The 26,530-nt window shown below is 67.0% G+C and carries 27 protein-coding genes; 7 read left to right on the top strand and 20 right to left on the bottom strand.

All coding sequences use genetic code 11. The features are described from left to right. Nucleotides 1-24 precede the first annotated feature (24 nt). Complete coding sequence (locus tag ACW171_RS03100) at nucleotides 25-810, top strand: lysophospholipid acyltransferase family protein (RefSeq protein ID WP_492095638.1); 786 nt, start codon at nucleotides 25-27, stop codon at nucleotides 808-810. On the opposite strand, the gene ACW171_RS03095 is transcribed toward ACW171_RS03100, so the two are convergent. The 13 genes from ACW171_RS03095 to ACW171_RS03035 are packed head-to-tail and all read right to left on the bottom strand — an operon-like array spanning nucleotide 800 to nucleotide 10,927. Further along, complete coding sequence (locus tag ACW171_RS03095) at nucleotides 800-1,138, bottom strand: TfoX/Sxy family protein (protein ID WP_492095637.1); 339 nt, start codon at nucleotides 1,136-1,138, stop codon at nucleotides 800-802. The genes ACW171_RS03100 and ACW171_RS03095 overlap by 11 nt on opposite strands. 33 nt (nucleotides 1,139-1,171) lie before the next feature. Further along, nucleotides 1,172-1,975, bottom strand: a complete 804-nt coding sequence (locus tag ACW171_RS03090) for a MetQ/NlpA family ABC transporter substrate-binding protein (RefSeq protein ID WP_492095636.1) — start codon at nucleotides 1,973-1,975, stop codon at nucleotides 1,172-1,174. Nucleotides 1,976-1,994: 19 nt separating this feature from the next. After that, a complete protein-coding gene (locus ACW171_RS03085; RefSeq protein ID WP_492095635.1) occupies nucleotides 1,995-2,657 on the bottom strand; it encodes a methionine ABC transporter permease in 663 nt (220 codons plus the stop codon). Further along, complete coding sequence (locus tag ACW171_RS03080; RefSeq protein ID WP_492095634.1) at nucleotides 2,657-3,652, bottom strand: methionine ABC transporter ATP-binding protein; 996 nt, start codon at nucleotides 3,650-3,652, stop codon at nucleotides 2,657-2,659. Before ACW171_RS03080 ends, ACW171_RS03085 begins: the two co-directional genes overlap by 1 nt. Before the next feature lies 1 nt (nucleotide 3,653). Then, a complete protein-coding gene (locus ACW171_RS03075; RefSeq protein ID WP_492095633.1) occupies nucleotides 3,654-4,073 on the bottom strand; it encodes a HesB/IscA family protein in 420 nt (139 codons plus the stop codon). Nucleotides 4,074-4,081: 8 nt separating this feature from the next. After that, nucleotides 4,082-4,483: an SUF system Fe-S cluster assembly protein gene (locus tag ACW171_RS03070; RefSeq protein ID WP_492096578.1), complete on the bottom strand. Its 402-nt coding sequence runs from the start codon at nucleotides 4,481-4,483 to the stop codon at nucleotides 4,082-4,084. A 5-nt stretch (nucleotides 4,484-4,488) separates the two neighbouring features. Further along, nucleotides 4,489-5,742: an aminotransferase class V-fold PLP-dependent enzyme gene (locus ACW171_RS03065; protein ID WP_492095632.1), complete on the bottom strand. Its 1,254-nt coding sequence runs from the start codon at nucleotides 5,740-5,742 to the stop codon at nucleotides 4,489-4,491. After that, complete coding sequence (gene sufD, locus ACW171_RS03060; protein WP_492095631.1) at nucleotides 5,721-6,743, bottom strand: Fe-S cluster assembly protein SufD; 1,023 nt, start codon at nucleotides 6,741-6,743, stop codon at nucleotides 5,721-5,723. Before sufD ends, ACW171_RS03065 begins: the two co-directional genes overlap by 22 nt. Then, a complete protein-coding gene (gene sufC / locus ACW171_RS03055; RefSeq protein WP_492095630.1) occupies nucleotides 6,740-7,489 on the bottom strand; it encodes a Fe-S cluster assembly ATPase SufC in 750 nt (249 codons plus the stop codon). The genes sufD and sufC overlap by 4 nt, the downstream gene beginning before the upstream one ends. Nucleotides 7,490-7,493: 4 nt before the next feature. Continuing rightward, nucleotides 7,494-7,820 carry a hypothetical protein gene (locus ACW171_RS03050; protein ID WP_492095629.1) on the bottom strand — a complete coding sequence of 109 codons (327 nt, stop codon included), beginning with the start codon at nucleotides 7,818-7,820 and terminating at the stop codon, nucleotides 7,494-7,496. Further along, a complete protein-coding gene (gene sufB, locus ACW171_RS03045) occupies nucleotides 7,817-9,283 on the bottom strand; it encodes a Fe-S cluster assembly protein SufB (protein ID WP_492095628.1) in 1,467 nt (488 codons plus the stop codon). Before sufB ends, ACW171_RS03050 begins: the two co-directional genes overlap by 4 nt. 4 nt (nucleotides 9,284-9,287) lie before the next feature. After that, nucleotides 9,288-10,433, bottom strand: coding sequence for a cysteine desulfurase family protein (locus ACW171_RS03040; protein ID WP_492095627.1), 1,146 nt, complete (start codon nucleotides 10,431-10,433; stop codon nucleotides 9,288-9,290). Next, nucleotides 10,430-10,927, bottom strand: coding sequence for an Rrf2 family transcriptional regulator (locus ACW171_RS03035; protein WP_492095626.1), 498 nt, complete (start codon nucleotides 10,925-10,927; stop codon nucleotides 10,430-10,432). The genes ACW171_RS03040 and ACW171_RS03035 overlap by 4 nt, the downstream gene beginning before the upstream one ends. A gap of 158 nt (nucleotides 10,928-11,085) precedes the next feature. On the opposite strand from ACW171_RS03035, the gene ACW171_RS03030 reads away from it, so the two are divergent. Further along, nucleotides 11,086-11,736, top strand: a complete 651-nt coding sequence (locus tag ACW171_RS03030) for an alpha/beta hydrolase (protein WP_492095625.1) — start codon at nucleotides 11,086-11,088, stop codon at nucleotides 11,734-11,736. Nucleotides 11,737-11,821: 85 nt separating this feature from the next. Further along, nucleotides 11,822-12,652, top strand: a complete 831-nt coding sequence (locus ACW171_RS03025) for a transporter (protein ID WP_492095624.1) — start codon at nucleotides 11,822-11,824, stop codon at nucleotides 12,650-12,652. Between the two features lies 1 nt (nucleotide 12,653). Here ACW171_RS03025 and ACW171_RS03020 read toward each other — a convergent pair whose 3' ends face one another. Continuing rightward, nucleotides 12,654-13,853 carry an exo-beta-N-acetylmuramidase NamZ family protein gene (locus ACW171_RS03020; protein ID WP_492095623.1) on the bottom strand — a complete coding sequence of 400 codons (1,200 nt, stop codon included), beginning with the start codon at nucleotides 13,851-13,853 and terminating at the stop codon, nucleotides 12,654-12,656. Beyond that, complete coding sequence (locus ACW171_RS03015; RefSeq protein ID WP_492095622.1) at nucleotides 13,850-14,362, bottom strand: DOMON-like domain-containing protein; 513 nt, start codon at nucleotides 14,360-14,362, stop codon at nucleotides 13,850-13,852. The genes ACW171_RS03020 and ACW171_RS03015 overlap by 4 nt, the downstream gene beginning before the upstream one ends. Before the next feature lie 187 nt (nucleotides 14,363-14,549). Between ACW171_RS03015 and tyrS the strand changes: the two genes are divergently transcribed. The 4 genes from tyrS (at nucleotide 14,550) to ACW171_RS02995 (ending at nucleotide 18,371) form a co-directional block, all read left to right on the top strand. Continuing rightward, entirely contained in the window at nucleotides 14,550-15,809 is a 1,260-nt protein-coding gene (tyrS, locus tag ACW171_RS03010; protein WP_492095621.1) for a tyrosine--tRNA ligase, read from the top strand. A gap of 150 nt (nucleotides 15,810-15,959) precedes the next feature. Then, the gene (locus ACW171_RS03005; protein ID WP_492095620.1) at nucleotides 15,960-16,415 is read left to right on the top strand and encodes a peroxiredoxin; all 456 of its coding nucleotides are present in this window, start codon (nucleotides 15,960-15,962) and stop codon (nucleotides 16,413-16,415) included. Between the two features lie 197 nt (nucleotides 16,416-16,612). Continuing rightward, a complete protein-coding gene (locus ACW171_RS03000) occupies nucleotides 16,613-17,755 on the top strand; it encodes a peptidoglycan DD-metalloendopeptidase family protein (protein ID WP_492095619.1) in 1,143 nt (380 codons plus the stop codon). Next, entirely contained in the window at nucleotides 17,745-18,371 is a 627-nt protein-coding gene (locus tag ACW171_RS02995; protein ID WP_492095618.1) for a bactofilin family protein, read from the top strand. The genes ACW171_RS03000 and ACW171_RS02995 overlap by 11 nt, the downstream gene beginning before the upstream one ends. Nucleotides 18,372-18,434: 63 nt before the next feature. On the opposite strand, the gene prfB is transcribed toward ACW171_RS02995, so the two are convergent. The 5 genes from prfB to ACW171_RS02970 form a co-directional block, all read right to left on the bottom strand. After that, a protein-coding gene (prfB, locus tag ACW171_RS02990; RefSeq protein WP_492095617.1) for a peptide chain release factor 2 occupies nucleotides 18,435-19,557 on the bottom strand; the annotation gives its coding sequence in 2 pieces (ribosomal slippage) (nucleotides 18,435-19,487 and nucleotides 19,489-19,557; 1,122 coding nt in all). A 141-nt stretch (nucleotides 19,558-19,698) separates the two neighbouring features. Next, a complete protein-coding gene (locus ACW171_RS02985; protein WP_492095616.1) occupies nucleotides 19,699-22,128 on the bottom strand; it encodes a penicillin-binding protein 1A in 2,430 nt (809 codons plus the stop codon). A gap of 54 nt (nucleotides 22,129-22,182) precedes the next feature. After that, entirely contained in the window at nucleotides 22,183-22,887 is a 705-nt protein-coding gene (locus ACW171_RS02980; RefSeq protein ID WP_492095615.1) for an exonuclease domain-containing protein, read from the bottom strand. A 64-nt stretch (nucleotides 22,888-22,951) separates the two neighbouring features. After that, nucleotides 22,952-24,754, bottom strand: coding sequence for a methyl-accepting chemotaxis protein (locus ACW171_RS02975; RefSeq protein ID WP_492095614.1), 1,803 nt, complete (start codon nucleotides 24,752-24,754; stop codon nucleotides 22,952-22,954). Between the two features lie 93 nt (nucleotides 24,755-24,847). Further along, nucleotides 24,848-26,014, bottom strand: coding sequence for an N-acetylmuramoyl-L-alanine amidase family protein (locus ACW171_RS02970; RefSeq protein WP_492095613.1), 1,167 nt, complete (start codon nucleotides 26,012-26,014; stop codon nucleotides 24,848-24,850). Between the last annotated feature and the right edge of the window lie 516 nt (nucleotides 26,015-26,530).

Here is a 26,530-nt window from a genome sequence, read left to right as displayed (position 1 = left end):
AATCCAGTCTGCTAGGCTCTCCGTATGCGTAGCCTGACCTTCAACATCGCCTACTGGTTCCTGTCGATCGGCTACGGCCTGACCGCCGCCTTTGCCGCCCTCGCGCCGGGCCGCGACGCCACCGCCTGGGTCATTCGCCGCTATGTGAAGCGGATGGTGCAGGCGATGCGGATCTTCGCCGGGATCAGGATCGAGGTGCGCGGCCGTGAGCGCCTGCCGACCGGCGCCTTCATCATCGCCTCCAAGCACCAGAGCTGGGGCGATGGATTCGCCACCTACGACCAGTTCGACGACCTGGCCTTCGTCACCGGCGATCACCTCGAGAAATTCCCGCTGCTGGGCACGGTGCTCAGGAAACTGGGCGCCATCGTCGTCAACAACTGCGGCGGCCGCGAAGCGCGCGACTCGCTGAAGCAGAGCGGCGCGACGGCCCATGCCGAGGGTCGCAAGATCCTGATCTACCCGGAGGGCAACCTCGCGAAGACCGGCGAGAAGTTCCGCTACCGGTCCGGCGTCTGGCACATGTACCGCGACTTCGACATGCCGGTCGTGCCGCTGGCGTCGAACCTCGGCCTGTTCTGGCCGCAGGAGGCCTATGAGAAGCATCCGGGGACGGCGACGCTCGAGTTCCTCGATCCGATCCCGACGGGTCTGGGCAAGGAGGAGTTCCTCGCCCGCCTCGAAGCCGTCGTCGAGGACCGCACCGCCGAGCTGATCGCCGAGGCGCGCGGCGGGCCGGTTGTTCAGAACGTGCGCGTGCTCGCCCCCGACGAGGCCGCACGCGCGGCCAAGGCGTCCGCTACGGCTTGACCTCCGGCTTGCGCGGCTTCTTCGCGGCGGCCTTGCGCAGCGCCGCATCGATCGACTGGCGGGCCCAACTGACCGCCTCGTCCGGGTCGTCGAGAGCGGTTTCGGGCAAGGACCAATAGGCCATGCTCATCGTCTCGCCGTCCTTAGTGGGATAGGTGAACTGGCGCGAGCCGGCCGCCTCCAGCAGCGGCGCGTTGACCTCGTCGGTCTTGAGCCAGACGGTCTCGTCGTCGAGCAGGGCGAAGATCAGGCCATGGGTATAGACGCCGGCACCGCCGAACATGCGCTTGATCTCGAGCGGGCCGAGGGCCGCGAAATGCTCGCGCACCTATTCACCGAAGTCGGGATCATAGGCCACGCGTCAGGCCGCCGGAACGACCGCCCCGTCGTACTTCTGGGCGATGAAGTCCTTCACCGCCTGGCTGCGCAGGGCCCGCGCCAGCGCCTGGATGCGCGGGTCGTTCTGGTTGTCGGGACGCGCCACGAGATAGTTCACATAGGGGCTGTCGCCGCCTTCCAGGGCCAGCGCGTCTGTCTTGGGTTTCAGGCCGGCGTCGAGGGCGTAGTTGGTGTTGATCACCGCCAGATCGACCTGGTCCAGCACGCGCGGCAGGGTGGCGGCCTCGATCTCGCGGAAGGTCAGATTCTTGGGGTTAGTGGCGATGTCGCGCACCGTCTGCAGTGGGTTCGTGGGATCACGCAGGGTGATCAGGCCCGCCGACTGGAGCAGCAGCAACGAGCGGCCGGTGTTGGACGCATCGTTCGGCAGGGCCACATCAGCGCCGTTGGGGACGGCGGCCAGGGTCTCATGCTTCCTCGAATAGGCACCCAGCGGTTCGACGTGGACGCCGGCGACGGTGATCAGGTCGGCGCCGCGCGCGGCGTTGAACTCGTCCAGATAGGGCTTGGTCTGGAAATAGTTCACGTCGATGCGGCGCTCGGCCAGCTGGGTGTTGGGCTGAACATAGTCGTTGAACACCTTGATCTCGATCGGAAACCCTTCGGCCGTCAGCGTCGGCTTGATGAACTCCAGAATCTCGGCGTGGGGTACGGCGGTCGCCCCCACGAGCAACGGCACGGAGCCGTCCGCGGCCTTTTCGGCACCTTGACCACAGGCAGAGAGAGCCAGGGCGGCGGCGGCGAGGATCAGGGTGCGTCGAAGCATGGAGGCTCTCAGTCTGAAGTCAGCGGTGCGAGACTCTAGCGACCAGGCGGTCGCCGATCATCTGCAGAATTTGTACGAGGACCAGCAGCAGAACTACGGTCACCACCATGACGTCGGTCTGGAAGCGCTGGTAGCCGAAGCGGATCGCGAGGTCACCGAGCCCGCCCGCCCCGACGACGCCTGCCATCGCGGTGTAGCTGACGAGAGCGATGGCCGTGACCGTGCCGCCGGCGATGATGCCGGGCATGGCTTCGGGCAACAGCGCGCGGGTGACGATCTGGAAGGTCGAGCCGCCCATGGCCTGGGTCGCCTCGACGACGCCCTTGTCCACCTCGCGCAGCGCGGTCTCGACCAGGCGTGCATAGAAGGGCGCGGCCCCGACGACGAGCGGCGGGATGGCGCCGGCGACGCCCAGCGAGGTCCCGACCAGCAGAACCGTCACCGGCAGCATGACGATCAGCAGGATGATGAAGGGCACGGACCGCAGGATGTTGACCACCAGCGACAGCACCCCGTTCAGCACCGGATTGGCCGCCAGCCTGCCCTTGCCGGACAGGTAGAGCAGGACGCCCAGCGGCACGCCGAACACCACGGTCAGGACCATGGCCCCGCCGAGCATCAGCAGGGTGTCGCGCGTCGCCCGCAGGATCTCGGGCCAGTCGACGTTGGCGAAGAATTCCATCACAGCGCCTCCACCGTCACGCCGCGCGCGGTCAGTTGGGCGGTCGCCGCGTCGGCGTCCCCGCCCGTGAAGGCCACGACCATCTGGCCATAGGGTTCACCCCGGATACGGCTGATGCGGCCGGACAGGATCGAATAGTCGACGCCCGTCGTGCGGGCGACGCGGCTGAGTTCGGGCTCATAGGTCGAGCCGCCCCGGAAGGTCAGTTTCGCCAGCCGCCCGCCGGCCGGCACGACCGAGGCGTCATAGGTCTCTCCGTCCTCGCCCTCGGCCAGCATGGCGCGGGTCACCGGCGATTGCGGGTGCAGGAAGACATCGGCCGTCGCCCCCTCCTCCACCAGCCGCCCGTCCTTGAGCACCGCCACGCGATCGCAGACACGGCGGACCACCTCCATCTGGTGGGTGATCAGGACGATGGTCAGGCCGAGGTCCCGGTTCAACCCGTCGAGCAGGTTCAGGATCTCGTCGGTCGTCTCGGGATCGAGCGCGCTGGTCGCCTCGTCGCACAGCAGGACGTCGGGACCGCAGGCCAGGGCGCGGGCGATGCCGACCCGCTGCTTCTGGCCACCCGACAGCTGGGCCGGATGTTTCTTGGCGTGTTCGGTCAGACCGAGTTGGTCCAGAAGCTCCGCCGTCCGCCGCTCGATCTCGGCTGCCGGACGGCCCTCGAGCCGCAACGGGAAGGCGACATTCTCTTCGATGGTCTTGGCGTTCAGCAGGTTGAAATGCTGGAAGATCATGCCGATGCGCCGACGCGCGGCGCGCAGCTCCGCCGGCTTCATCGCGGTGATGTCCTGGTCGCCGACGAAGACGCGCCCGGCGTCGGGCGTCTCCAGCCGGTTGATGGTGCGGATCAGGGTCGACTTGCCCGCGCCCGAGCGACCGACCACGCCGAACACCTGGCCCTTGGCGACATGCAGATCGACGGCGTCCAGCGCCACGCGTTCGCCCGCCGCGCTGCGATAGCGCTTGGTCACCCCCTCCAGACGGATCATGTCAGTCGGCGTCCAGCGCCGCAGCCGGGATGATGGTCACGCTCTCGCCGCAGCCGCAGGCGTCGGTCTGGTTCGGATTGCGGAAGACGAACTTGGACGCCAGCTTGGTCGTCTCGTAGTCGATTTCCGACCCGATCAGGAACAGGATGGCCTTGGGCTCGATCAGGATGGTGACGCCCTTGTCCTCGACGACCTCCTCCATCGGGGCGATCTCCTCGGCATAGGCGAAAGTGTATTCCTGACCGGCGCAGCCGCCGTTCTTCACCCCGACGCGCAGGCCGACGTAGGACTTATCGGCATTGGCCATGATCTCGCGCACACGCTCGGCGGCCGCGTCTGTCAGGGTCACGACCTTGGGTCGTGGACGGCGGGGGCGTCCTCCGGTCAAGCCGGAGGATGACGATGTTTCGAAGTCGGTCATCGCGTCCCTCAGAACATGTTCAAGGCGAGTTTCGCCTCGTCGCTCATCTTGGAGGAATCCCAGGGCGGGTCGAAAACCAGGTTGGCGCGGGCCGACTTGATGCCCTCGACCTTCATCACAGCATCCTCGATCCAGCCGGGCATCTCGCCGGCCACCGGACAGCCGGGAGCCGTCAGGGTCATGTCGATCAGAACGTCCTTATCGTCGGACAGGTCGACCTTGTAGATCAGCCCGAGCTCGTAGATGTCGACCGGAATCTCCGGGTCATAGACGGTCTTCAGCGCAGCGATCAGCTCGTCGGTCAGACGGTCCAGTTCGGCCTGAGGCAGGGCGGCCTTCTGCGGCTCCGCCCAGGTGTCGGCGAAGGCGTCGCTGGTGCTGATCGACTTGTCGTTGGTTTCGGGGGGCATCTCACTCACACGAAGAATTCCCGCGCCTTGATCAGCGCGTCCACGAAGGCATCTGCATCCTCCACGGTGTTATATAGGGCGAAGCTGGCCCGCGCGCTCGACGTGATGCCAAATCGTTTCGACAGCGGCTCCGCGCAATGGAGGCCCGCCCGCACCGCGACGCCGTATCGATCCAGGATCTGAGCGACGTCATGGGCGTGGGCGCCCTCGACCACGAAGGTCAGGATCGCACCCTTGCCGGGCGCCTCGCCGATGATCCGCAGCCAGTCCAGGCCGGACAGACGCGCCACGACATGATCGTACAGCGCCTTCTCATGCGCCGCTATCGCTGCGCGGTCGAAGCCCATGAACCATTCCAGTGCCGCGCCGAGACCGATCGCCTCGAGAATCGGCGGCGTACCGGCCTCGAACCGGTGCGGAATGCCGGCGTAGGTCACGGCGTCCTCGGTGACGGTCGCGATCATCTCGCCTCCGCCCTGATACGGCGGCAGGGCCTCGAGCGCCGCGCGCTTGCCATAGAGGCCGCCGATGCCCGTCGGGCCGTACAGCTTGTGGCCGGTGAAGACGTAGAAGTCACAGTCCAGCGCCTGGACGTCGGGGCTGCGATGCACCGCGCCCTGGCACCCGTCGACCAGCATCAGCGCCCCCGCCGCATGGGCCAGGTCGGCGACGGCGCGGACGTCGTTCACGGTGCCCAAGACGTTCGACATATGGGTCACGGCGACCAGTTTCGTCTTCGGCCCGATCAGAGCGGACAGGCCCGCCATGTCCAGCGAGCCGTCGTCCAGCACGGGCGCCCATTTCAGCACGATGCCCAGCCGGTCGCGCAGCATCGACCAGGGCACGATGTTGGCGTGGTGCTCCATCTGGGTGGTGACGATCTCGTCGCCGGGCTTGAGGTTTTGAGCCAGTCCGGCCGCGACCAGGTTGAAGGCCTCGGTCCCGCCCTTGGTCCAGACGATCTGTTCGGCGCTCTCGGCGTTCAGGAAGCGGGCGACGGTCTCGCGCGCGGCCTCGAAGGCCTCGGTCGTCTCGTTGGCCAGGGTGTGCAGGCCGCGGTGGACGTTGGAATAGCTCCCCTCCATCGCCGCCGTCAGAGCGTCGATCACCGCGCGCGGCTTCTGGGCCGAGGCGGCCGAGTCGAGATAGACCAGCGGCTTGCCGTTCACCGTCCGCGAAAGGATCGAGAACTGAGCCCGCGCCGCGTAGGGGTCGAAGCGAACCAGAGTCTCGCTCTTCAGAGCTTGGCCGTCAGCCATGACCGGACCACCTCCCTCGCCGCTTCGTGCTCGATCCGATCGACGACCTCGAACAGGAAGGCCTGGGTCAGAAGCGCGCGCGCCTCATCCGCCGGAAGGCCCCGCTGCTGCATGTAGAACAGGGCGCTTTCGTCCAGATTGCCGACCGTATTGCCGTGTGCGCACTGCACGTCGTCGGCGTAGATTTCGAGTTCAGGCTTGGCATTGACCTCGGCCCGTTCGCCCAGGATCAAGGCATGGTGGCCCATCCTGGCATCCGTGCCGTCGGCGCCGCGTTCGACGACGATCTTGCCCTGGAAGACGCCGCGCGCGGTGTCGCGAACGACGCCCTTGGTCAGTTGCGAGGTGACGCCGTTCAGGCCGTCGTGACGCACCACACTGGTCAGGTCGGACTGACGCGAACCGTCCAGAGCATAGAGGCCGTCGATGCGGACGTCGGCGCCCTCGCCGCCATGGGCCAGGGTCGTGGTCTGGCGCTGGAGCTTGGCGCCCGTGGTTATGGTCGTCTGGCGATAGGTCCCGCCCTTGGCCACCTTCACGTCGATATCGGTGATCGAGATCGCGTCCTCGGGCTCCGCGATCAGGACGATACGGGTCACCTCGGCGCCGGAGGCGACGTCGATGTCGAGCCGATTGTGGGCGACATAGGCCGAGCCCTTGCCCTCGTGCGTCTCCAGCAGCAACAGCTTCGCGCCCGGACGCGCCACGACGCGGGCCGAGGCGGTGTGACCGGTCCCCTCGGCCTGGGAAATGAAGCGCAGGCGCAGGGTCTGTTCGCCCGACGCGATGAAGTCGGTGACGCCCACCGGACGGCCGTTGGCGAAGACGATCGCCTCGCCGCCCAGGTCGTAGAAGGGTCCCGGAGGGCCGATCGCCGTCGTCGGCGACGGCTCAGGCGCCTCGCGCAGATAGCGTCGCAGGTCGCTGTATTTCCACGCCTCCGTTCGCCGTGACGGGAAGGTCGCGGCGTCGGTCAGGTCGATCTTGGGCTGGACGGTCAAGCGGCTTGCGGCAGGTATTTGTCGTACCCTTCCGCCTCAAGCTGATGCGCCAGTTCCGGGCCGCCCGAGGCGACGATGCGGCCGGCGGCCAACACATGCACCCGGTCGGGTTTGATGTAGTCGAGCAGCCGCTGATAGTGGGTGATGACCAGCATGGCCCGGTCGGGACGGCGCACGGCGTTGACCCCCTCCGACACGATCCGCAGGGCGTCGATGTCGAGGCCGGAATCGGTCTCGTCGAGGATCAGCAGCGACGGCTCCAAGAGGGCCATCTGCAGGATCTCCATCCGCTTCTTCTCGCCGCCGGAGAAGCCGACGTTCAGCGGTCGCTTCAGCATGTCGAAGTCCATCTTCAGCGCCTTGGACGCCTCGCGGACCATCTTGAGGAAGGCGGGCGCCGAGACCTCGTCCTCGCCGCGCGCGCGCTTCTGGGCGTTCAGGGCCGTACGCACGAAGGTCAGGGCCGGCACGCCGGGGATCTCGATCGGATACTGGAAGGACAGGAAGACGCCCTTGGCGGCCCGTTCGGCGGGGTCCAGCGCCAGCAGGTCCTGCCCGGCCCATTCGACCGAACCTTCGGTCGCCTCATAGCCGGGCCGGCCGGAAAGGGCGTAGCCCAGCGTCGACTTGCCGGCCCCGTTCGGCCCCATGATGGCATGGACCTCGCCGGCCGGAACGTCGAGCGTCAGCCCCTTGAGGATCGGCTTGTCGCCGACGGAGACGTGGAGGTTGGAGATGGAGAGCATGGGTTCAGTCGTTCTTCAAAAGCTCAGGATTGCGGGACGCGAGGCCCCAAAGTTCGGCCTTGTCGTTGTCTCGATAGGCTCGAACTGCGCCAGCGCGGACAAGCAACTTGCGGAGCTCGTCGTCATCAAACCCGCCCAAACGTTTTTTGATGGTCTCGAAGGTTCGACACTTCCAGTCAGGCTGCTGAAGTAGAGTCTTCACTGCTGACTCCGAAGCGAACTCCAGCGCAAATTCTCTGCGCAAACGGGAGCGGTTTGACGCTGAGGTCAGCAAGGCTACGACGAGGGCGACAACAGCGGAAACAAGAGCTGGGATAAGAACCGTGGTCACCCCACGCTCCCTTCCAGACTGATCGCCACCAGCTTCTGCGCCTCGACAGCGAACTCCATCGGCAGCTTCTGCATCACGTCGCGGACGAAACCGTTGACCAGGAGTGCCACGGCCTCTTCCTGCGACAGGCCGCGTTGCTGGGCGTAGAAGAGCTGGTCGTCGGACAGGCGGGTCGTCGTCGCCTCGTGCTCCAGCTGGGCGGAGCCGTTGCGGGCCTCGATATAGGGCACGGTGTGGGAGCCGCAGTCCTTGCCGATCAGCAGGCTGTCGCACTGGGTGAAGTTGCGCACCCCCGTCGCCTTCGGATGCACCGAGACCAGGCCGCGATAGGTCGAGTCGGACTTGCCGGCCGAGACCGCCTTGGCGATGATGCGCGACTTCGAGTTCTTGCCCAGGTGGATCATCTTGGTGCCGGTGTCGGCCTGCTGATGTCCGTTGGTGATGGCGATGGAATAGAATTCGCCCGAGCTCTCCTCGCCCTTGAGGATGCAGGACGGGTATTTCCACGTCACGGCCGAGCCGGTCTCGACCTGGGTCCAGGACACCTTCGACCGGTCGCCGCGACAGTCCGCGCGCTTGGTGACGAAGTTGTAGATGCCGCCCTTGCCCTCGGCGTCGCCGGGGTACCAGTTCTGGACCGTCGAATATTTGATCTCGGCGTCGTCAAGCGCGACCAGTTCGACGACCGCCGCGTGCAGCTGGTTCTCGTCGCGCATCGGGGCCGTGCAGCCTTCGAGGTACGAAACGTATGATCCCTTGTCGGCGATGATCAGGGTGCGTTCGAACTGGCCGGTCTGGCTCGCATTGATGCGGAAATAGGTCGACAGTTCCATCGGGCATTTTACGCCCGGCGGGATGTAGACGAACGATCCGTCCGAAAAGACCGCGCTGTTCAGGGCCGCGAAATAGTTGTCGGAGACCGGCACGACCGACCCCAGATATTGCCGCACTAGATCGGGATATTCACGCAAGGCCTCGGAAATCGGCATGAAAATCACGCCGACCTTGGCCAGCTCGGCCTTGAAGGTGGTGACCACGCTGACGCTGTCGAACACGGCGTCCACGGCATAGCGGGGCGCGCCCTCGACCCCCGCCAGCACCGCCTGCTCGCTCAGGGGGATGCCCAGCTTCTTGTAGACCTCGAGGATTTCCGGATCGACCTCGTCCAGCGACTTCGGCCCGTCCTTCTTCTTCGGCGCGGCGTAGTAGAACAGCGACTGGTAATCGACCGGCTCGTACTTCACCGCCGCCCAGGTCGGCTCCTCCATCGCCAGCCAGCGCTCATAGGCGGCCAGGCGCCATTCCAGCATCCACTCCGGCTCGCCCTTCTTCTCGGAGATGAAGCGGACGATGTCGGCGTTCAGCCCGCGCGGGGCGTATTCCGTCTCGATGTCGGACGTGAAGCCATGCTCGTATTTCTCGAGTGCGGCGACGGCGTCGATGGTTTCCTGAACGGCGGCCATGGCTCTACGCAACTTCCTTTACGGCGCGCTCGGCGGCGCGCTCGCGCTGACGCGACCAGGCCTTCACCCAGGCGTCGGCGAATGTCTTCCAGTCGTCTTCGGTCGTGCCCCAGCCGCCGGAGACGCGCACCCCGCCGGTCGCCAGATCCATACGGCCCATGGCCACGATGGCGCGGCTGGGCTTGGTCTTGCCCGACGAACAGGCGCTGCCGGCCGAGACCATGACGCCGTCCAGATCGAGCACGATCAGCTGCTGCGGGCTGTCCCAGCCGGCGACCGACAGGAACAGGGTGTTGGGCAGGCGCGGCGCGCCCTTGCCGAGGATGGTCGCGCCCGCCGCCTCGACAACGGCTTCGGCCGCGTCGCGCCAAGGACGGTGGGCCTCGGCCTTGGGCAGGTCGCGCGCGGCGCAATCGGCGGCGACGCCGAAGCCCGCGATGCCCGGCACGTTCTCGGTCCCGGCGCGCAGGCCGCGCTCCTGTCCGGCGCCGTGGATGATCCGCACCGCCGACGCGCCTTCGCGCATGACCAGAGCACCGACGCCCTGCGGTCCGCCCAGCTTGTGCGCGGATAGGGTCAGGCTGTCGGCGCTGAGCGCGCGCATATCGACGGGGATCTTGCCAGCCGACTGGATGGCGTCGACGTGCAACCAGCCCTTGGCCGCCCGCACCATCCGAGCGGCCTCGGCGATCGGCTGGATCACACCGCTCTCGTTGTTGGCGTGATGGATGGCGACGACGGCCCGGCCGCCGGTCTGGTTCAGCAGTTGACCCAGCTTGACCAGGTCGATGACGCCGCGCGCGTCGACCGGCAGAGGCTTGACCGACTTGCCCGACGCCATGGCCGCCTCGATCACGCAGGGATGTTCGGTGGCGCAGACGATCAGCCGCTCGCACCCGGCCGCGATGGCGCTCTGCAGGGCTTGCGCATTGGCCTCGGTGCCGCCGGAGGTGAAGATGACCGCCGTCGGATCGGCCCCGACCAGGTCGGCGACCTTGGCCCGCGCCGTCTCGACCCGCGCGCGGGCGCGGCGGCCGGCCGCGTGGACCGCCGACGGGTTGCCGTTGTCGGCCAGGGCCTCAGCCATGATCGACAGCACCTCCTGGCGAACGAGGGCCGATGCGTTGTAGTCCAGATAGACGCCGCTCACGCCGCCACTCCCACTTCGCTCGGGACCGGACCATTGCTGTGTGCGCCCGGTGACGGGCGACGGCTGGTGCGGTTCAGGATCACGTCTTCCAGCGACACGCTGGACAGATAGCGGTGGATCTCGTCACCGAGGTCTTCCCACAGATTATGGGTGATGCAGCGTTCGCCGCCCAGCATGCAGCCGCGCGGCGTGCCGTGGGCCGCACAGCGCACCGCCCGGATCGGTTCATCGACCGCCAGGACGATTTCGGACACCACGGTTTCGCCGGCCGTCTTGGCCAGACGATAGCCGCCGCCCGGACCGCGGACGCTGCGAACCAGGCCACTCTTTCTCAAGCGGGCGAACAGCTGTTCCAGATAACTCAATGAAATCTCTTGGCGTGTGGCGATCTCGGCCAGGGACACGGCGCGGCCTTCGCCCGCTTCGGAGCGGCCGTGGCGGGCCAGATCGGCCATCGCCATCACGGCGTATCGTCCCTTGGTCGACAGTCGCATCGCCCATCCTCAAAAATCGCGCGCTTTTCAGGGGTCCTGTGCTATGACCCGCCGCTTCGCGAGGCGGCCGAACGCTGAGGGGGACATAGAAAGTCCTACCCCGGCGGTCAAGTATTCCGGCCGCCCGAAATGACAGTTGAACGGATTCCAGAGCCCCTATGCCTGAAGTCATCCTGCCCGGCGCCTCCGGTCGCATCGAAGGCCGCTATTCCCCCGGCAAGCGCGCCAATGCGCCGATCGCCCTGATCCTGCACCCCCACCCCAAGGCGGGCGGGCACATGAACAACCCGGTGACGGTGACGCTTTATCAGCTGTTCCAGAAGCGGGGTTTCGCCACCCTGCGCTACAACTCGCGCGGCGTCGGCAAGTCGCAGGGCGAGTTCGACAGCGGCATCGGCGAGCTGGCCGACGCGGCCACGGCGCTCGACTGGCTCCAGTCCAACAACCCCGCCGCCACCCAGACCTGGGTCGCCGGCTATCAGTTCGGCGCCTATATCGGCATGCAGCTTCTGATGCGTCGCCCGGAAACGGACGGCTTCATCTCGGTCTCGCCGCCGTCGAACATGTACGACTTCTCCTTCCTGGCCCCCTGCCCCGCCTCGGGCCTGTTCCTGCACGGCACGGCCGACACCGTCGTGCCGCCGGTCGAGGTCGAGCGCGTGGTCAACAAGCTGCGGACCCAGAAGGGCATCGTCATCGACTATGAACTGGAGGACGGCGCGAGCCACTTCTGGCAGGACCATATCGATGCCGTCGACCGCCGCGTGGGCCTGTATCTGGACAAGCGTCTGGAAGAAAAGCCGGCCTGACCCCGCCGACCTGACATCGTCTGACGGTCCCTTCTTCGGTCAAGCTTCGCGCCCTATGGTCCAACGTCTGGATTCGGGGGACAAGATGATCCGCAGCTTCACTATTGCCGCCTTGGCGTTCGCAACCTTCGGCGTTGCGACGCCATCGCTGGCCCAGACCGCCGATGCGGATCTGCGCGATTTCTGCGCCGACCGTCCGGGCAAGGGCACGCCGACCTGTATCCTCGACGTCGGCCGCTGGCAGGTCGAACTGGGCCTGTTCGACGGGGCCCGCCAGACCGGCGACGGCTTCAAGGTCGAGAGCCAGGCCTGGGGCGACACCTTCCTGCGCTACGGCCTGACGCCGACGACGGAGATCCAGTTCGGCCTGACGCCTTACAGCCGGGAAGAGGTCACCGACCGCACGACCGGGATCAGCGAGACCGCCGACGGCGTCGGCGACCTCTCCGTGGGCTTCCGTCATTCCCTGGCCAATCCAGACGGATCCGGCGTCTCGATCGCCCTGGCCGGCTTCGTCACCGCCCCGACCGGTTCGCGCGACGTACGCGGCGACGGGTTCGAGGGCGGGGTCGTCCTGCCGATCTCCCTGCCCCTGAACGACGACTGGGGCCTGTCTCTGTCGCCCGAGATCGACATCGTCGCCGACAGCGACGGCGACGGCGACGGTCGTCACGCCGCCTATACGATGGTCGCCGGCGTGGGTCGCGGCTTCGGCCAGTGGGCCCTGGGCGCCGAGGTCTGGGTCAGCCATGACGACGACCCCGTCGAGGCCACGACTCAGTCGACCTTCGACCTGACGGCCGTCTGGACCCCACCGTCCATGCCGAACGCCCAGGTCGATTTCGGCCTCAACTTCGGCCTCAACGAAGACAGCCCGGACGTGGAGTTCGGCGCGGGCGTGGCGCGGCGGTTCTAGATCAGTAGATCAGGTACGGCTTGCGCGTCTCGACCCAGGCCGCCTCGTCCGGCCCTGCGATCGCATCCAGATCGGCGGCCGTCGACGCGGGATCATCGACCCATTCGCGCAACGCCGGTCCACCATTGATCACGTCGATCGGCAGCTTCCCGAACGCATATTCATACGGGAAGTCCCGCCACAGGTCGTAGTGGGGATAGAGCCGCCGGATCGCCTTGAACCCCAACGCCTGAACCCGCCAGGGGCGGAAGGCGGCATGGTCGTAGTGCGGGCCCTCGACGTGGATCTGGACGCCCGAACACAGCTGCCCGACGTGTTTGTGGAAGGTCGGCTCGAACCACATGTCGCGCAGCACGCACCCTTTCACCCACTCCGGCGCGAAGGCCTTCATCTCGGCGATCACGGCGCGGGCGTCGATGTCTGGGGCGCCGAACAGCTCCAGGGGTCGGGTCGTGCCACGGCCCTCCGAGATCGTCGCGCCCTCGACCATCACCGTGCCCGGATAGGCCCGCGCCATCGACAGGTTCGGGGCGTTGGGGCTGGGGTTGATCCAGGCGCGTTGCCCTAAAGGCCAGCCGAAGCCCGGCCCCGCCTCGGGCTCATAGCCCTGCATCTCGATGACGCGATAGGCCACCTTCAGCTTGAAGTGGTCGATGAACCAGCGACCCAATTCGCCCAGGGTCATGCCGTGCCGCATCGGCATCGGACCGGCGCCGACGAAGCTCTCCCAGCCCTCGACCAGGGTCGTGCCCTCGACCGGCCGCCCTGCGGGGTTGGGGCGATCCAGCACCCAGACCTCCTTGCCGTGCTCGGCGGCGGCCTCCAGCACGTACAGCAGGGTCGTGATGAAGGTGTAGATGCGGCAGCCCAGGTCCTGCAGGTCGATCAGCACCACGTCGAAGGTGCTCATCATCTGGCCCGTCGGGCGACGCACCTCGCCATACAGGCTGAAGACGGGGAAGCCGTGGACCGGATCGGTCTCGTCGGGGCTCTCCATCATATTGTCCTGCAGGTCGCCCTTCATCCCGTGCTGGGGACCGAAGGCGGCGCTGATCCGCACCCCCGAGGCGATCAGGGCGTCGATCGAATGGGTCAGGTCCGCCGTCACCGACGCCGGATGCGCCACCAGCGCCACTCGCCGCCCCTTCAGCGCGGCCTGCAGATCGGGCTCGGAGAGCAGGCGGTCGATGCCGAAGATCATGGCAGGTCCAGAACGAAGGAATCGGGATGATGGAAGTCAGGCTTATCGGACGGATGGGCCAGCGCCCAATAGGTCTTGGCCCCGTCGACGGTCTCGATCACGGCCGACAACGCCAGCTTGCCGACCGGCGAGGGCAGATCGAGATAGGCTTCGAGCGCCAGCATGTCCGCGGCCAGATCCAGCGGATCGATCTCCGCGACCTCGACCGCATCGGCCATGTCCTCGCGATAGCCGGTGAAGCGATACGAGGCCCACTGGCGGGATGGCGACAGGTTGAACTCGCGATAGCCGCCCGTCGTGGCGATGAAGACCTCGAAACAGCTGTGCATCCAGAGTTCGTCGGTGCGGATTGGCTGGGCGGGGCCCGGCCATTTGACGTCCCGCACCGCGCCTTCCGCCACGAACCGAATCCACAGACGATCGCCCTTGTGCTCCAGATGCACATCGAGGCTCGTGAGCGGCCCGTGCGGCTCGGCGGGGTGCGGGGTCAGGCTGACGATCATCCGCAATCGATAGCGTTCGCTTGACGCCGGTCAACCGTGACGGTTACCCAGCACCCCATGTTCGCCACCCGCGCCCTGCCCGGTCTGTATTACCGCCCGCTGATCTAAGCGAGCGGCCGCGAACCCCTGCGCCGCATTTTGCCGGCGCGACACCCGAGACAGAGCGCCGGCCTCCCTGCTAACGGAGCCGACCATGACCGACCCCATCTTCCAGTCCGACTTCCTGCAGACGCTTCAGGCGCGCGGATACATCCATCAGATCACCCATCCGGCCGAGCTGGATGCGGCGGCGAAGGCCGGCGTCGTCTCTGGCTACATCGGTTTCGACGCCACGGCGCCCAGCCTGCACGTCGGCTCCCTGATCCAGATCATGATGCTGCGCCGCCTTCAGCAGGCGGGTGGCAGGCCGGTCGTCATCATGGGCGGCGGCACCACCAAGGTTGGCGACCCCACCGGCAAGGACACCTCGCGCCCTCAGCTGACCGACGAGACGATCCAGTCGAACATCGCCTCCATCAAGACGGTGTTCGAGAAATTCCTGACCTTCGGCGACGGCCCGACCGACGCCATCATGATCGACAACGACGCGTGGCTGTCGAAATACGGCTACGTCGAGTTCCTGCGCGACTACGGGACCCATTTCACGGTCAACCGGATGCTGGCGTTCGACTCGGTCAAGCTGCGGCTGGAGCGCGAGCAGCCGATGACCTTCCTCGAGTTCAACTACATGCTGATGCAGTCGGTGGACTTCCTGGAGCTGAACCGCCGCCACAACGTGACGCTCCAGATGGGCGGGTCGGACCAGTGGGGGAACATCGTCTCGGGCGCCGACCTGGTCCGCCGCGTGGACCAGAAGGCCGCCTTCGGCCTGACCACGCCGCTGCTGACCACGGCCTCGGGCGGCAAGATGGGCAAGACGGCTCAAGGGGCTGTATGGCTGAACGCGGAGCAGCTGAGCCCCTACGACTACTGGCAGTTCTGGCGGAACGCCGAGGATGCGGACGTGGGTCGCTTCATGCGGCTGTTCACCGACCTGTCGCTGGACGAGATCGCCGGGTTCGAAGCCCTGGAAGGCGCCGCGATCAACGACGCCAAGAAGGCTCTGGCCGATGCGGCGACGACCCTGCTGCACGGCGCGGACGCTGCGGCCTCGGCTCGTGCACGGGCCGAAGGCGCGTTCGAACGCGGGGAAAAAGCGACGCTGGAAGTTTTCGACTTCGATTGGTCGGGTGAAGAAGGCTTCACCCAGCGATCACCAGAGGCGCTGGTCAAGGCGGCGGAAATCTCATCGATCAAGGACGCAAAGCGCTCCATTGCCAACCGAGAGATCAAGATCAACGGCATGACCGTCGATGGATCGGAGATGTTTGCCAAGAACCAGGTCGATCCAGAACACGGAGCCTTCCTTGTTCAGAAGGGCAAGAAAGTCTCCCGGCTGGTTCGCCCTGTCTAACTTCCTTCCGCTCATCCCCGCGAAAGCGGGGACCCAGTGCTTTTATGAGGCACAGGTGCGCGGGACGGATCTCATTTGCGCACCGAGATGCCGGAGCGCCCACAGAACTGGGTCCCCGCTTTCGCGGGGATGAGCGGATAGGAAGTATCCATGACCGATCTCACCGAAGGCTCCAAAGCCCCCGCGTTCGACATCCCCGCCGACGGCGGCGGTCGCGCCGTCCTGTCCGGCCCGACCGTGGTGTTCTTCTATCCCAAGGCCGACACTCCCGGCTGCACCAACGAGGCCATCGACTTCTCCGCCCTCGCCCCGGACTTCGCCTCCGCCGGCGTCACGGTCATCGGCATCTCGCGCGATCCGGTGAAGAAGCTCGACCGGTTCAAGGCCAAGCACGACCTCAAGGTGGTCCTGGGGTCGGACGAGGACGGTGCGGTCACCGAGACCTGGGGCGTCTGGGTGCTGAAGACACTCTACGGCCGCGAATATATGGGGATCGAGCGCGCCACCTTCCTGATCGACGGCGCGGGCATGGTTCGGAACGCGTGGCGCAAGGTGAGCGTCAAGGGCCATGCCGGGGCTGTTCTCGCAGCCGCGAAAGAGCTTTGATCCGACGGCTGAGCGTTCACATCAGTCGTGTGGCCGATCTCGACAGTCTACCGGATTACGCCCGCCGCGCGAATCTAGCCCTGTGTAGATTCGTTTTTACGCCTCTGGGCAGGCAACGTAGTTAACAATGCGTGAACGGTATTGCCCACAGGCAACAGTTCACGGATAACCCTCTCGGTACGTGGGGGCGTGTTCAAATGAATGAAGAGCAGGGAGCTGTCAGGCGCTCTTTGATCGAGCGGTGGTTTCCGGAGCGGCACGTTTATCTGCGCTCCAGTGGAGACGACATTCGCGGCTATGTTCTGACCAGCGGCAAACAGATGATGATGGCGGGCGCCGCCGTCGCCATCGCCGCCTGGACCCTGGTCGCCTCGGGCGGCTTCATCTTCGACATGATCGCCAGATCCCAAGCCGACTCCCAGGTCGTGAAGGCGCGCGCTGCGTCCGAGCGCCTGAACGCCGACCTGCAGGCCCGCCTCGAGACTGCCGTCGTCCGCATGTCGGCCACGACCGGCGGCCTCGATGAGATGGCCCAGATGGTCGAGCGCCGCCACGCGGCTCTGACCAACGTCATGGGCCTGTTCCGAGGCGTGGACGGCGCCGAGGCCGCCCTGGCTCCATCCACGCCCGTCACGACCGCGCGTCCAGTCCAGCGCATCGTCGCCGTCCGCATGGATCAGGAGCGTCTGATCGAGCGCGCCGGCGACTTCGCCCAGACGCGGGCCGAACGCCTTCGCCTCGCCTTCCGTCTGGCGGGCCTCAACCCGGCCGCATACTCGCCTACGGGGTCGGCCCTCGGCGGCCCCCTGGTCGAGGCCAGGGATCCAGAGGCTCTGGCCGCCATCCTGGACGTGGACGAGCCTTTCGCCGTCCGCATCCGTCACGCCGCCGACAACCTGTCGGATATGCGCAGCCTGTCCGACGCCGCCGAACACCTTCCGTTCGACCGGCCGACCCAGGCGCGCACCACCTCCGGCTTCGGCGTGCGTTTCGACCCCTTCAACGGGCGCCCGGCGGTTCATCAAGGCCAGGACTTCGCCGCCCCGCTGAATACGCCGATCTACGCCACGGCTCCGGGCATCGTGTCCTTTGCCGGTGTGCGTTCAGGGTATGGCAACACCGTTGAGATAGACCACGGACGCGGTTTCAAGACCCGCTTCGCCCATCTGAACGCCATGGCCGTCCAGCCTGGTCAGCGTATCGCGCTGGGCCAGAGGATCGGCGCCATGGGCACGACAGGACGCTCCACCGGCGTTCACCTGCACTATGAAGTGTGGATGGATGGCCGCCCGCAGAACCCCGCCCGCTTCATGAGAGCAGGAGACACCCTTGTTCAATAAGACCCGATCCCCCGCCCCGGCCACGCCGGACCGTTCGTCCAACGCGCCGCCGATCCCGCCTCTGCCCGACCTTCCGTCGGCCAGCATGGCGCGCGCGCCATCGCCCGCTCCGGCCCCCTCGCCCATCGCCTCTTCGCGCGGCCTGTCGACCCTGTCCTCGGACTTGCAGTTCGAAGGCACCATCTCGGGCGGCGGCGACCTTCAGGTCGACGGCGCGATCAAGGGCGACGTCCGCGTCGGCCGCCTGATCGTCGGTGAAACCGGCGCCATCGAAGGCAATGTCACCGCCGACTATCTCGAGGTTCGCGGTCGCATCGTCGGCGCGGTCACCGGCAAGCAGGTCAAGCTGGTCTCGACCGCCTACGTCGACGGCGACATCACCGCGGAACAGCTGTCAATCGACATCGGCGCCTATTTCCAGGGCCGCGTGCTTCAAAGCCGCCGCGAGGCTCCGGCCCCGGTCGCCCCGGCGCCGCGTCCCGCAGCGGCCGCCGCACCCACACCTGCCCCTGCACCTGCACCTGCGGTGTCCGAGTTCGGGGCCCCGGCCGCTCCGGCGCCGGTCGCGCCCCCGGCCGAGGACAAGCCGCAGATCATCGATCTGAAATCGGTCTGATCGACCTGGCCTGAAACGGAAAGGGCGGCTCCTGCGAAGGAGCCGCCCTTTTTGCCGGCTGGATCAGTCCACCGTCGATCCGCGCGTCTCGCCGACCCGCGCCGCCAGGGCCGCGCCCATGAACTGGTCCAGATCACCGTCCAGCACCCCCGAGGTGTCCGAAGTCTCGACCTCAGTCCGCAGATCCTTGACCATCTGATACGGCTGCAGGACGTAGGAGCGGATCTGGTGACCCCAGCCGATATCGGTCTTGGCGTCGGCCAGGGCCTGGGCCGCCTGCTCGCGCTTCTGCAGTTCCAGTTCGTAAAGACGGGCGCGCAGCATCTTCCACGCCATCTCGCGGTTCTGGTGCTGCGAACGCCCGGCCTGACAGGCCACGACCGTATTGGTCGGACCATGGGTCAGACGCACGGCCGAATCGGTCTTGTTGATGTGCTGACCGCCCGAGCCGGAGGCCCGATAGGTGTCGGTGCGGACGTCTGACGGGTTGATGTCGATCTCGATCGTATCGTCCACGACCGGCGAGACGCCGATCGAGGCGAACGAGGTGTGGCGCTTGGCCGCCGCGTCGTAGGGGCTGATGCGCACCAGACGGTGCACGCCCGATTCCGACTTCAGCCAGCCATAGGCGTTCGGCCCGGAGATCAGGATGGTGGCGGACTTGATGCCGGCCTGGTCGCCCTCTTCCTCGGCCTCGATCTGGACCTCGTAGCCGTGCGCCTTGGCCCAGCGCGAATACATCCGCAACAGCATCCCGGCCCAGTCGTTGGATTCGGTGCCGCCGGCGCCGGAGTTCACTTCCAGATAGGCGTCGTTGCCGTCGGCCTCGCCGGACAGCAGGGCCTCAAGCTCGGCGCGAGCGGCGCGTTCCTTGATGGCCTTCAGGGCCGCGCGCGCCTCCTCCAGCGTCGCCTCGTCACCCTCTTCGTCCGCCATTTCGGACAGCATCACGCCGTCTTCCAGATCGCGTTCCATCTCCTTGACGGTGTTGATCTTGGCTTCGAGCTGGGCGCGTTCGCGGCTTACCGCCTGCGCCTCGTCGGGTTTGTCCCACAGGGTCGGGTCCTCGACCCGGGCGTTCAGCTCATCGAGCTTTCGGTTGGCGACATCCCAGTCAAAGACGCCTCCTGAGCAGAGCGACGCTCTGCTCGATGTCGGCCTTCATGGCCTCGACATCCGGTCTCATATGCAAATCCTTACGGTGCGGAGGGGCGGAGATAGGGCGGGTCGGAGGCAGTAGGCAATAGGCAGTAGGCAGTAGGGGCGGTTTTCCTGCAGTGGGGAGGGCGTGCGCCCTTCTACTGCCTACTGCCTACTGCCTCGCTTCCTAGAAAAGCCCATCCAGATCACGCGCCGGCTCCTGGCGAGGAGGCGGCGGTGCGGACGGTGCCGGGGCCGCAGGACCGGCGGCCGCTGCCGATGCGGCCTCCTGCTCGCGACGGACGACGTCGTTGTAGTTCTGGGGTCCGACCGGAGCGGCCGGTGCGGTCACGCGGGTCTGTTCCTCGCGACGACGCTCGGTGCCCGGACGGAAGGCCTCTTCGATCCCGTTGATGTTGCGGAAGATCGCGCCGCGCGGACGGACGAACGGACGCGCCGGACGCTCCTTCAGGGCCACCTGCATGAAGTCGGTGAAGATCGGCACGGCGGCCGAGGCTCCGGCTTCCCCATATCCGAGCGACCGGTTGTCGTCGAAGCCGATGTAGACGCCGACCACGATGTCCGTGGTGAAGCCGACGAACCAGGCCGAGCGGTAGTCGTTGGTCGTCCCGGTCTTGCCGCCGATCCAGCGGCCGAGGCCACGCGCCGAGGCGGCCGTGCCGCGCTGGATCACGCCTTCCAGCATGGACGAGATCTGATAGGCCGTGATCGGATCGATGACCTGGGTCCCGCGCGGATTGAGATAGGGCGACGCCTGCCCCGAGAAGGCCCGACCGCAATCCCGGCAACGACGCTGGTCGCCGCGATAGATGGTCTCGCCGTCACGGTCCTGGACGTATTCGATCAGATAGGGCTCGATCCGACGCCCGCCGTTGACGAAGGCGGAATAGGCGGCGGTCAGGTTGTAGGCGGTCACCTCCCCCGCACCGAGCGAGACCGACAGATTGGGCTGAAGGTTGTCGGCGACGCCCATCCGGTCCGCCAGATCGACGACCTTGTCCATGCCGATCGAGTTGGCCAGGCGCACTGTCATGACGTTGCGCGACAGCTCCAGACCGCGACGCAGGGTCGAAGGACCGTAATAGCGGCGGCTATAGTTTTCCGGCGTCCAGCGCTGACCGTTCGGTCCGCCGGCGAAGCTGATCGGCCCGTCCACCACGATCGAGGCCGGGGTGAAGTCGCCTTCCAGCGCCGCCGCATAGACGAACGGCTTGAAGGACGAACCCGGCTGGCGACGCGCCTGGGTCGCCCGGTTGAAGCTCGACAGGGCGTAGGAGTAGCCGCCGACCATCGCCAGGACGCGGCCCGACTGTGGCTCGATGGCGACCATGGCGCCGTTCACGGCCGGAACCTGTTTCAGGGCAAACTGACCATTGCGCGGCTCGACGAAGATCAGGTCTCCCCGCTTCAGCGGACGGTTGGCGTTGGCCCAGGCCGCATCGGCGGCGATCAGGGTTCCCGTCGCGTCGTCGCGCGCCGTACGGATCCGGACCGTGTTGCCCGACACGCTCTCGACGGCGGCGGCGCGCCATTGGCGGCGCTCCGGCGGTGCGGTCTCGCGCAGGGCCACGGCCTGCCAGCCCGGCGCGAAATCCGTCGTGCCCCAGGCGCCGCGCCAGCCGTGGCGACGGTCGTAGTTCTCCAGCCCCTTCATCAAGGCGTCGCGCGCCGCCGACTGCAGGGTGGGGTCAAGGGTGGTGCGCATGTAGAAGCCGCCGGCATTCAGCTGCGCGCCCCATTCCGGGTTCGCCGCGGCCTGGCGGCGCGCCTCTTCCACAAAGAAGTCGGCGTCCTGATATTCAGCGCGGCGCGGCGCGTCCCGGGTGTTCAAAGGCCGGACGACGGCTTCCTGATATTGTGCCTGGGTGATGAACCGGTTCTGGGCCATCTCGCCCAGCACCCAGTCGCGACGACCCTTGGCCGCCGCCGGGTGGCGTTTCGGATGATAGTTGTTCGGCCCCTTGGGCAGGGCCGCCAGGAAGGCCGCCTCGTCCGGCGTCAGCTGGGCCAGCGACTTGCCGAAATAGTTGTAGGCGGCCGAGGCCACGCCATAGGACCGGTAGCCCAGGAATATCTCGTTCAGATACAGCTCGAGGATCTGCTCCTTGGACAGCGTCGCCTCCAGGCGGCTGGACAGGATGGCTTCCTTCAGCTTGCGGCCGATGGTCGATTCATTGGTCAGGAGGACGTTCTTGGCGACCTGCTGGGTGATGGTCGAGCCGCCTTCGAGGCGACGACCGGTCGCTGCGTTGAAGACGTTCTTGAACATGGCCCGCCCCAGGCCGGAGACGTCGATGCCCCCGTGCTGGAAGAAGTTGCGGTCCTCGGCGGCCAGGAAGGCCTGCACCAGAGGTGTAGGAATCTGCTCATAGGGCACATAGATTCGGCGCTCGTCCGAAAACTCGCCGATCAGGGTGCCGTCGCCCGCATAGACGCGCGTCGCGGTGGGCGGGCGATAATCGGCCAGATCCGACGCATCGGGAAGGTCATGGAACAGCCAGGCGGCGTAGATCGCCACGATCAGCCCCGCGAGCGCGATCGCGCCCAGAAGGCCGATGCCCGCCATCACGAACCACCGTTCGGCAACCTTCACCATAAACTCCGAACAGAAACGCCCAAAGGTCGGTTTAGCCCGCGTCGTGGTGCGCCGCTAGCCGGCTTTTCGCCGCTCGATCTCGGCGCGAGCGGCCGCAACCGCATCGGCGTCCATATCGCCCTGCCCCGCCATCCAGCGCAGATAGTCGGCCGGCACCTCGGACCACGGTTTCTTGCGGTGCTTGCCGAAGGGAACGGTGGCGACGTCGCGTGGTGCGGCGGTCCATTCGATCATCCGCTCCACGGAATGGTCCTTGAGCAGATCCATCAGGATGTGTGCGGTCACCCAGGCGTCCGGCCCCGCCCTGTGCGCCGGATCGGCCAGAGCGGGATCCAGCCGGAAGCCCCGCCAGTACCTCAGCACCTGGTTGGAATGTCCCGGCGCCTCGGGCCAGGCCTGTTTCGAGGACCGGACGGTGCAGATCCACGGCAGGCCGCCGTGCGCCGTATCGGCGATGAAGCTGCGCTCGAACCGCGCCGCGTGGGCCACCATGACGTCGGCGGGGCCCAGATCGGCAAACATGGCCCGCAGCGCGTATTCGTCGCAGTGCGGATCAGCGTCGCAGAAATGCTCGGGCGTCAGGTGATGCACGGCCATGGCGTGGAACGAGATCTCGCCCCTCGGCCGAAACAGCCTCGACACCGGCGGTCGGGCGACCCAGCCCTCTCCGTCCCGCTCGACGTCAACGATCCCGACCTCGATGATCTCCGAAGTCCGGTCCCCGCCGGTCGTTTCAAGATCGATGACCCTCAGTCGCATCCGGCCGATGTAGGCGATCGGCGCGCGATTGCACCCCCGCGTGCGTCAATCCCGGACGCAAGCTTCAGGCGGCGCGGCGCTGGATCGGCGCTGCGGCGGCCGGCGCGTCGGTTTCGAAGCGCGAGACCAGGACCGACAGACCGCGCGACTGCTCGGCCAGCATATGACTGGCGGCCGTCGATTGCTCGACCATGGCGGCGTTCTGCTGGGTGACGCGATCCATCTGGTTGATGGCCGTATTGACCTCCTGCAGTCCGCTGGCCTGTTCGCGCGCCGATGCGGCGATCTCGGCGGCCAGGAAGCGGACCTGATCGACCTCCGCAGCGATGGCGGTCAGGGCCGAGCCCGTCCGGTCGACCAGTTTCACTCCGGCCTCGACCTGACGACCCGATTCGGCGATCAAGGCCTTGATCTCTCTGGCGGCGTCGGCCGAACGCTGGGCCAGCGCCCGAACTTCCTGGGCCACGACCGCGAACCCGCGCCCGCTGTCGCCTGCCCGCGCCGCCTCGACCCCGGCGTTCAGGGCCAGGAGATTGGTCTGGAAGGCGATCTCGTCGATGACGCCCAGAATCTGGCTGATCTCGTGCGAGCTCGCCGCGATCGCCGTCATGGCGGCGTTGGCGTCTTGCGCCACCTCCCCGCCCGCCCGCGCGGCGTCCATCGCCGTATTCGACACGCCCGCGACCTTGCCCGCGCTTTCCGCGGTGGAGCGGACGGTTGCGGTGATCTCGTCCAGGGCCGCCGCGGTCTCTTCCAGGGCGGCGGCCTGCTGTTCTGTGCGGCGCGACAGATCGTCGGCGGCCGTGGTGATCTCGCCCGCGCCGTTCTGCATCTCGTCCACGGCGCCGGCGACCGCGCTCAGGGCCTGGCTCAGGGTTGCGGCGGCGGCGTTGAAATCTTCCTTCAGACGTTCGGCCTTGGGCGCGACACGCGCAGCGATGCGATAGGTCAGGTTGCCCTGCGCCAGCGCCGCCAGACCTTCGGCGAGCACCTGGATCAAGGTCTGATCGTCCGCCGCCTCGCGCGCCTTGTCGGCGGTGACCGCCGCACGTTCGGCTTCGGTCGCCGTGCGGGTCTGCTGGGCCTCGATGGCCATACGCTCCCGGTCCAGCGCCGCGACGCGGAACCGTTCGACGGCCTGCGCCATCTGCCCGATGTCGTCATTGCGGGTGGTCCAGGGCGTCTCGACATTGGCCTCGCCGCCAGCGAGCCGGTGCATGAAGGCGCCCAGTCCCTCCAGCGGGTTCAACAGCCTGCGCGTCGCCAACAGGCACAACAGGCTGGCCAGCAGGGTCACCGCCACGCCGATGATCATCAGGGTATTGCGGGTGTCGGTGACGGACTTCAGGAACTCGGCCTGCGGGATGCCGACATAGAGAATGCCGATAACCTCGCCGGTTGCGTTTTTGATCGGGTCGTAGGCCACGAAGAAGGGCTTGCCGAGAATGTCCGCCTTGCCGCGATAGGACTGACCGTTGGTCAGGACCGCGTCATAGACCGGCCCCTTGGCCAGGGGCGTGCCGACCGCGCGGCTGCCGTCGGGCTTGACGACGTTGGTGGTGATCCGGGTTTCGCCCATGAAGACGGTGGCGGTGCCGCCGACCAGGGTCTTGATCTTGTCGACGGGCTCGAAGAAATCGTTCAGGCCTGTCTGGCCGATGCTCATGCGATCGCCCTGAACCTGGAAGCCCGCGCCATACTGTCCCAGCACATCCCAGGCGACCCGCATATTGGATTCCTGGCGCTCGGCCGCCCGGGCCATGGCGTCATTGGTCATCAACCAGGAGGTCGTCGCCGTCAGCAGAACGGCCAGCACCGCCAGCCCCGCCACGATCATCAGGGCGATCCGCCCGGACAGTGATTCCATCGCCTTATGCATCGGACATCTTCTTCAGCCGCATCTCGGAAACTGCGAAGCTAAGGGCATCGCCTGAAGCCCAGCCTAATCGCGAACTAGGTACTATCCCCTATCAGGCCCGCCTTCGGACGCCAGGCGCAGGTCGGAGGGTTCGCGGAAATACCGGTCGATGCCCTCGGCCACGGCGCGGACCAGCTGCCGGCGCTGCGCGGTATCGCCCAGTGAACGCTCGTCGTCGGGATTGGTGATGAACCCCATTTCCAGCAGCACGGCCGGCACGTCGGGCGCCAGCAAGACGGCCAGACCCGCGTCGCGATGGCTCCGGCGCAGCAGCGGATGGTTCGCCGCCTCCAGGTGGGTCAGGAGGACACGCGCGAACTGGGCCGAGCGGTTCTGGGTCGCGCGCTGGGTCATGTCGAGCAGGATGCGGTCCACCGACGGATCGCGCCCCGGCAGATGCAGGTCCCGGTGCCAGTCGTCGCTGCGGGTGACCTCGCGGACGGCCCGCGTCGCTCCCTGTTCGGACAGGGTATAGACGGAGGCGCCGCGTGTGGCCGGATCGGCCCCCGCGTCGGCATGGAGCGAGATGAACAGGTCCGCATCGGCCTGACGTGCGATCCGCACGCGGCGATACAGGTCCACATAGACATTGGTTTCACGCGTCAGCATCACGCGAAAGCGACCCGTGCGGTTCAGTTCGTCGCGCAGAGCCAGGGCGGCGGCCAGGGTGACTTCGCTTTCGCTGCGCTGAGCGCCCTGCGCCCCCGGATCGCGACCGCCATGACCGGCGTCGATGACGATCAGCGGACGTTCCGTGCGGCGTCGCTCCGGTCGCGGCGCCTGGCGCTCGGCCGCTGGGATGGGGCCGGACCCCGTCGCGGCGATGTCGATGACATAGCGGTAGTGAGCCACGCCGTCGCCGGGCGGCAGAAGGAAGCGGCGTTCGATGCGAGCGTTGCGGGCCAGGGCCAGTTGCACGCGCGATGCCGTACCCGACGCGCTGACACGCCAGTCGCGAACCAGGCCCGAGCCCGCGCCGTCCACGCCGCGCCCCGCGCCGACCCCCGCCAGGGTCAAGACGACCGAGCCGCGATCCCCGCCCTCGATCACTTCGCCGCGAGCGGTCCGATCCAGATCGATGACGACACGCGTCCGCTGCGCGTCGCCGCCGAAGCGGACGCCGCGCACGTCGCCGGTCGCTCCGGCCGCCAGTCCGCGCGAGGAGATCAGCAGGACAGCCGCCAGCACCAACAGGGCGAGCGTCGTCATCGCCCACTCTCGTGGGCCCCAGGCTGACAGGTTGAAACGCATACGACCGTTCATTCTGACGGCGACCCACCTTCTTCGTTGGGGTCGTTTTGACAGAGGGCGGTTTGGATTGGGTTAAGCGCGGGCGTTTTCGTCGCCCGCACGACCTAAAGCGGAAGCCCGCCTTTCCATTCCCGTGCGGCATGCCTATGCTTGTGTTCGTCCGCGAACGATCGCGCCGCCGCTCTGTCGGATCGGCGCGGCCCCGGCGCGGCGCTGACTTCCCGCTTTCGCGGATCGACCGCACCAGCATTCGCCTGGCCGACTGATCGACGAAGCCGGGCTTATCCCGAACCGGATCTTGCGACGCCCATGGCGCGTGCGGATCCAGGACCGACCAGAACCCATGGGCCTATACGCCTGCCTCTCCCTGGACACGACAGCCCGCCTCGGGCCGTCCGCAGTCGTCGGCCTTCGCCGCGACGCCGGGATGACGCGCGCCGTGGCCCCTTACCCCGTTCGGCGAGCCGCCGCCCC

The sequence above is a fragment of the Brevundimonas sp. FV1ye28 genome, assembly GCF_058681135.1.
This window is presented reverse-complemented; position numbering and strand designations above follow the sequence as displayed.

What these genes read in the sequence shown, in the direction of transcription:
- ACW171_RS03030 (WP_492095625.1), top strand. Translation starts at nt 11,086, where the DNA reads ATGCCTGAAGTCATCCTGCCCGGCGCCTCCGGTCGCATCGAAGGCCGC.
- ACW171_RS03090 (WP_492095636.1), bottom strand. Translation starts at nt 1,975, where the DNA reads ATGCTTCGACGCACCCTGATCCTCGCCGCCGCCGCCCTGGCTCTCTCT.
- ACW171_RS03020 (WP_492095623.1), bottom strand. Translation starts at nt 13,853, where the DNA reads ATGATCTTCGGCATCGACCGCCTGCTCTCCGAGCCCGATCTGCAGGCC.
- ACW171_RS02980 (WP_492095615.1), bottom strand. Translation starts at nt 22,887, where the DNA reads ATGCGACTGAGGGTCATCGATCTTGAAACGACCGGCGGGGACCGGACT.
- ACW171_RS03000 (WP_492095619.1), top strand. Translation starts at nt 16,613, where the DNA reads ATGAATGAAGAGCAGGGAGCTGTCAGGCGCTCTTTGATCGAGCGGTGG.
- ACW171_RS02970 (WP_492095613.1), bottom strand. Translation starts at nt 26,014, where the DNA reads ATGACGACGCTCGCCCTGTTGGTGCTGGCGGCTGTCCTGCTGATCTCC.
- ACW171_RS03005 (WP_492095620.1), top strand. Translation starts at nt 15,960, where the DNA reads ATGACCGATCTCACCGAAGGCTCCAAAGCCCCCGCGTTCGACATCCCC.
- ACW171_RS03075 (WP_492095633.1), bottom strand. Translation starts at nt 4,073, where the DNA reads ATGACCGACTTCGAAACATCGTCATCCTCCGGCTTGACCGGAGGACGC.
- ACW171_RS03070 (WP_492096578.1), bottom strand. Translation starts at nt 4,483, where the DNA reads ATGCCCCCCGAAACCAACGACAAGTCGATCAGCACCAGCGACGCCTTC.
- sufB (WP_492095628.1), bottom strand. Translation starts at nt 9,283, where the DNA reads ATGGCCGCCGTTCAGGAAACCATCGACGCCGTCGCCGCACTCGAGAAA.
- ACW171_RS02985 (WP_492095616.1), bottom strand. Translation starts at nt 22,128, where the DNA reads ATGGTGAAGGTTGCCGAACGGTGGTTCGTGATGGCGGGCATCGGCCTT.
- ACW171_RS03080 (WP_492095634.1), bottom strand. Translation starts at nt 3,652, where the DNA reads ATGATCCGTCTGGAGGGGGTGACCAAGCGCTATCGCAGCGCGGCGGGC.
- sufC (WP_492095630.1), bottom strand. Translation starts at nt 7,489, where the DNA reads ATGCTCTCCATCTCCAACCTCCACGTCTCCGTCGGCGACAAGCCGATC.
- ACW171_RS02975 (WP_492095614.1), bottom strand. Translation starts at nt 24,754, where the DNA reads ATGGAATCACTGTCCGGGCGGATCGCCCTGATGATCGTGGCGGGGCTG.
- ACW171_RS03085 (WP_492095635.1), bottom strand. Translation starts at nt 2,657, where the DNA reads ATGGAATTCTTCGCCAACGTCGACTGGCCCGAGATCCTGCGGGCGACG.
- ACW171_RS03025 (WP_492095624.1), top strand. Translation starts at nt 11,822, where the DNA reads ATGATCCGCAGCTTCACTATTGCCGCCTTGGCGTTCGCAACCTTCGGC.
- ACW171_RS03035 (WP_492095626.1), bottom strand. Translation starts at nt 10,927, where the DNA reads ATGCGACTGTCGACCAAGGGACGATACGCCGTGATGGCGATGGCCGAT.
- tyrS (WP_492095621.1), top strand. Translation starts at nt 14,550, where the DNA reads ATGACCGACCCCATCTTCCAGTCCGACTTCCTGCAGACGCTTCAGGCG.
- ACW171_RS03065 (WP_492095632.1), bottom strand. Translation starts at nt 5,742, where the DNA reads ATGGCTGACGGCCAAGCTCTGAAGAGCGAGACTCTGGTTCGCTTCGAC.
- ACW171_RS03100 (WP_492095638.1), top strand. Translation starts at nt 25, where the DNA reads ATGCGTAGCCTGACCTTCAACATCGCCTACTGGTTCCTGTCGATCGGC.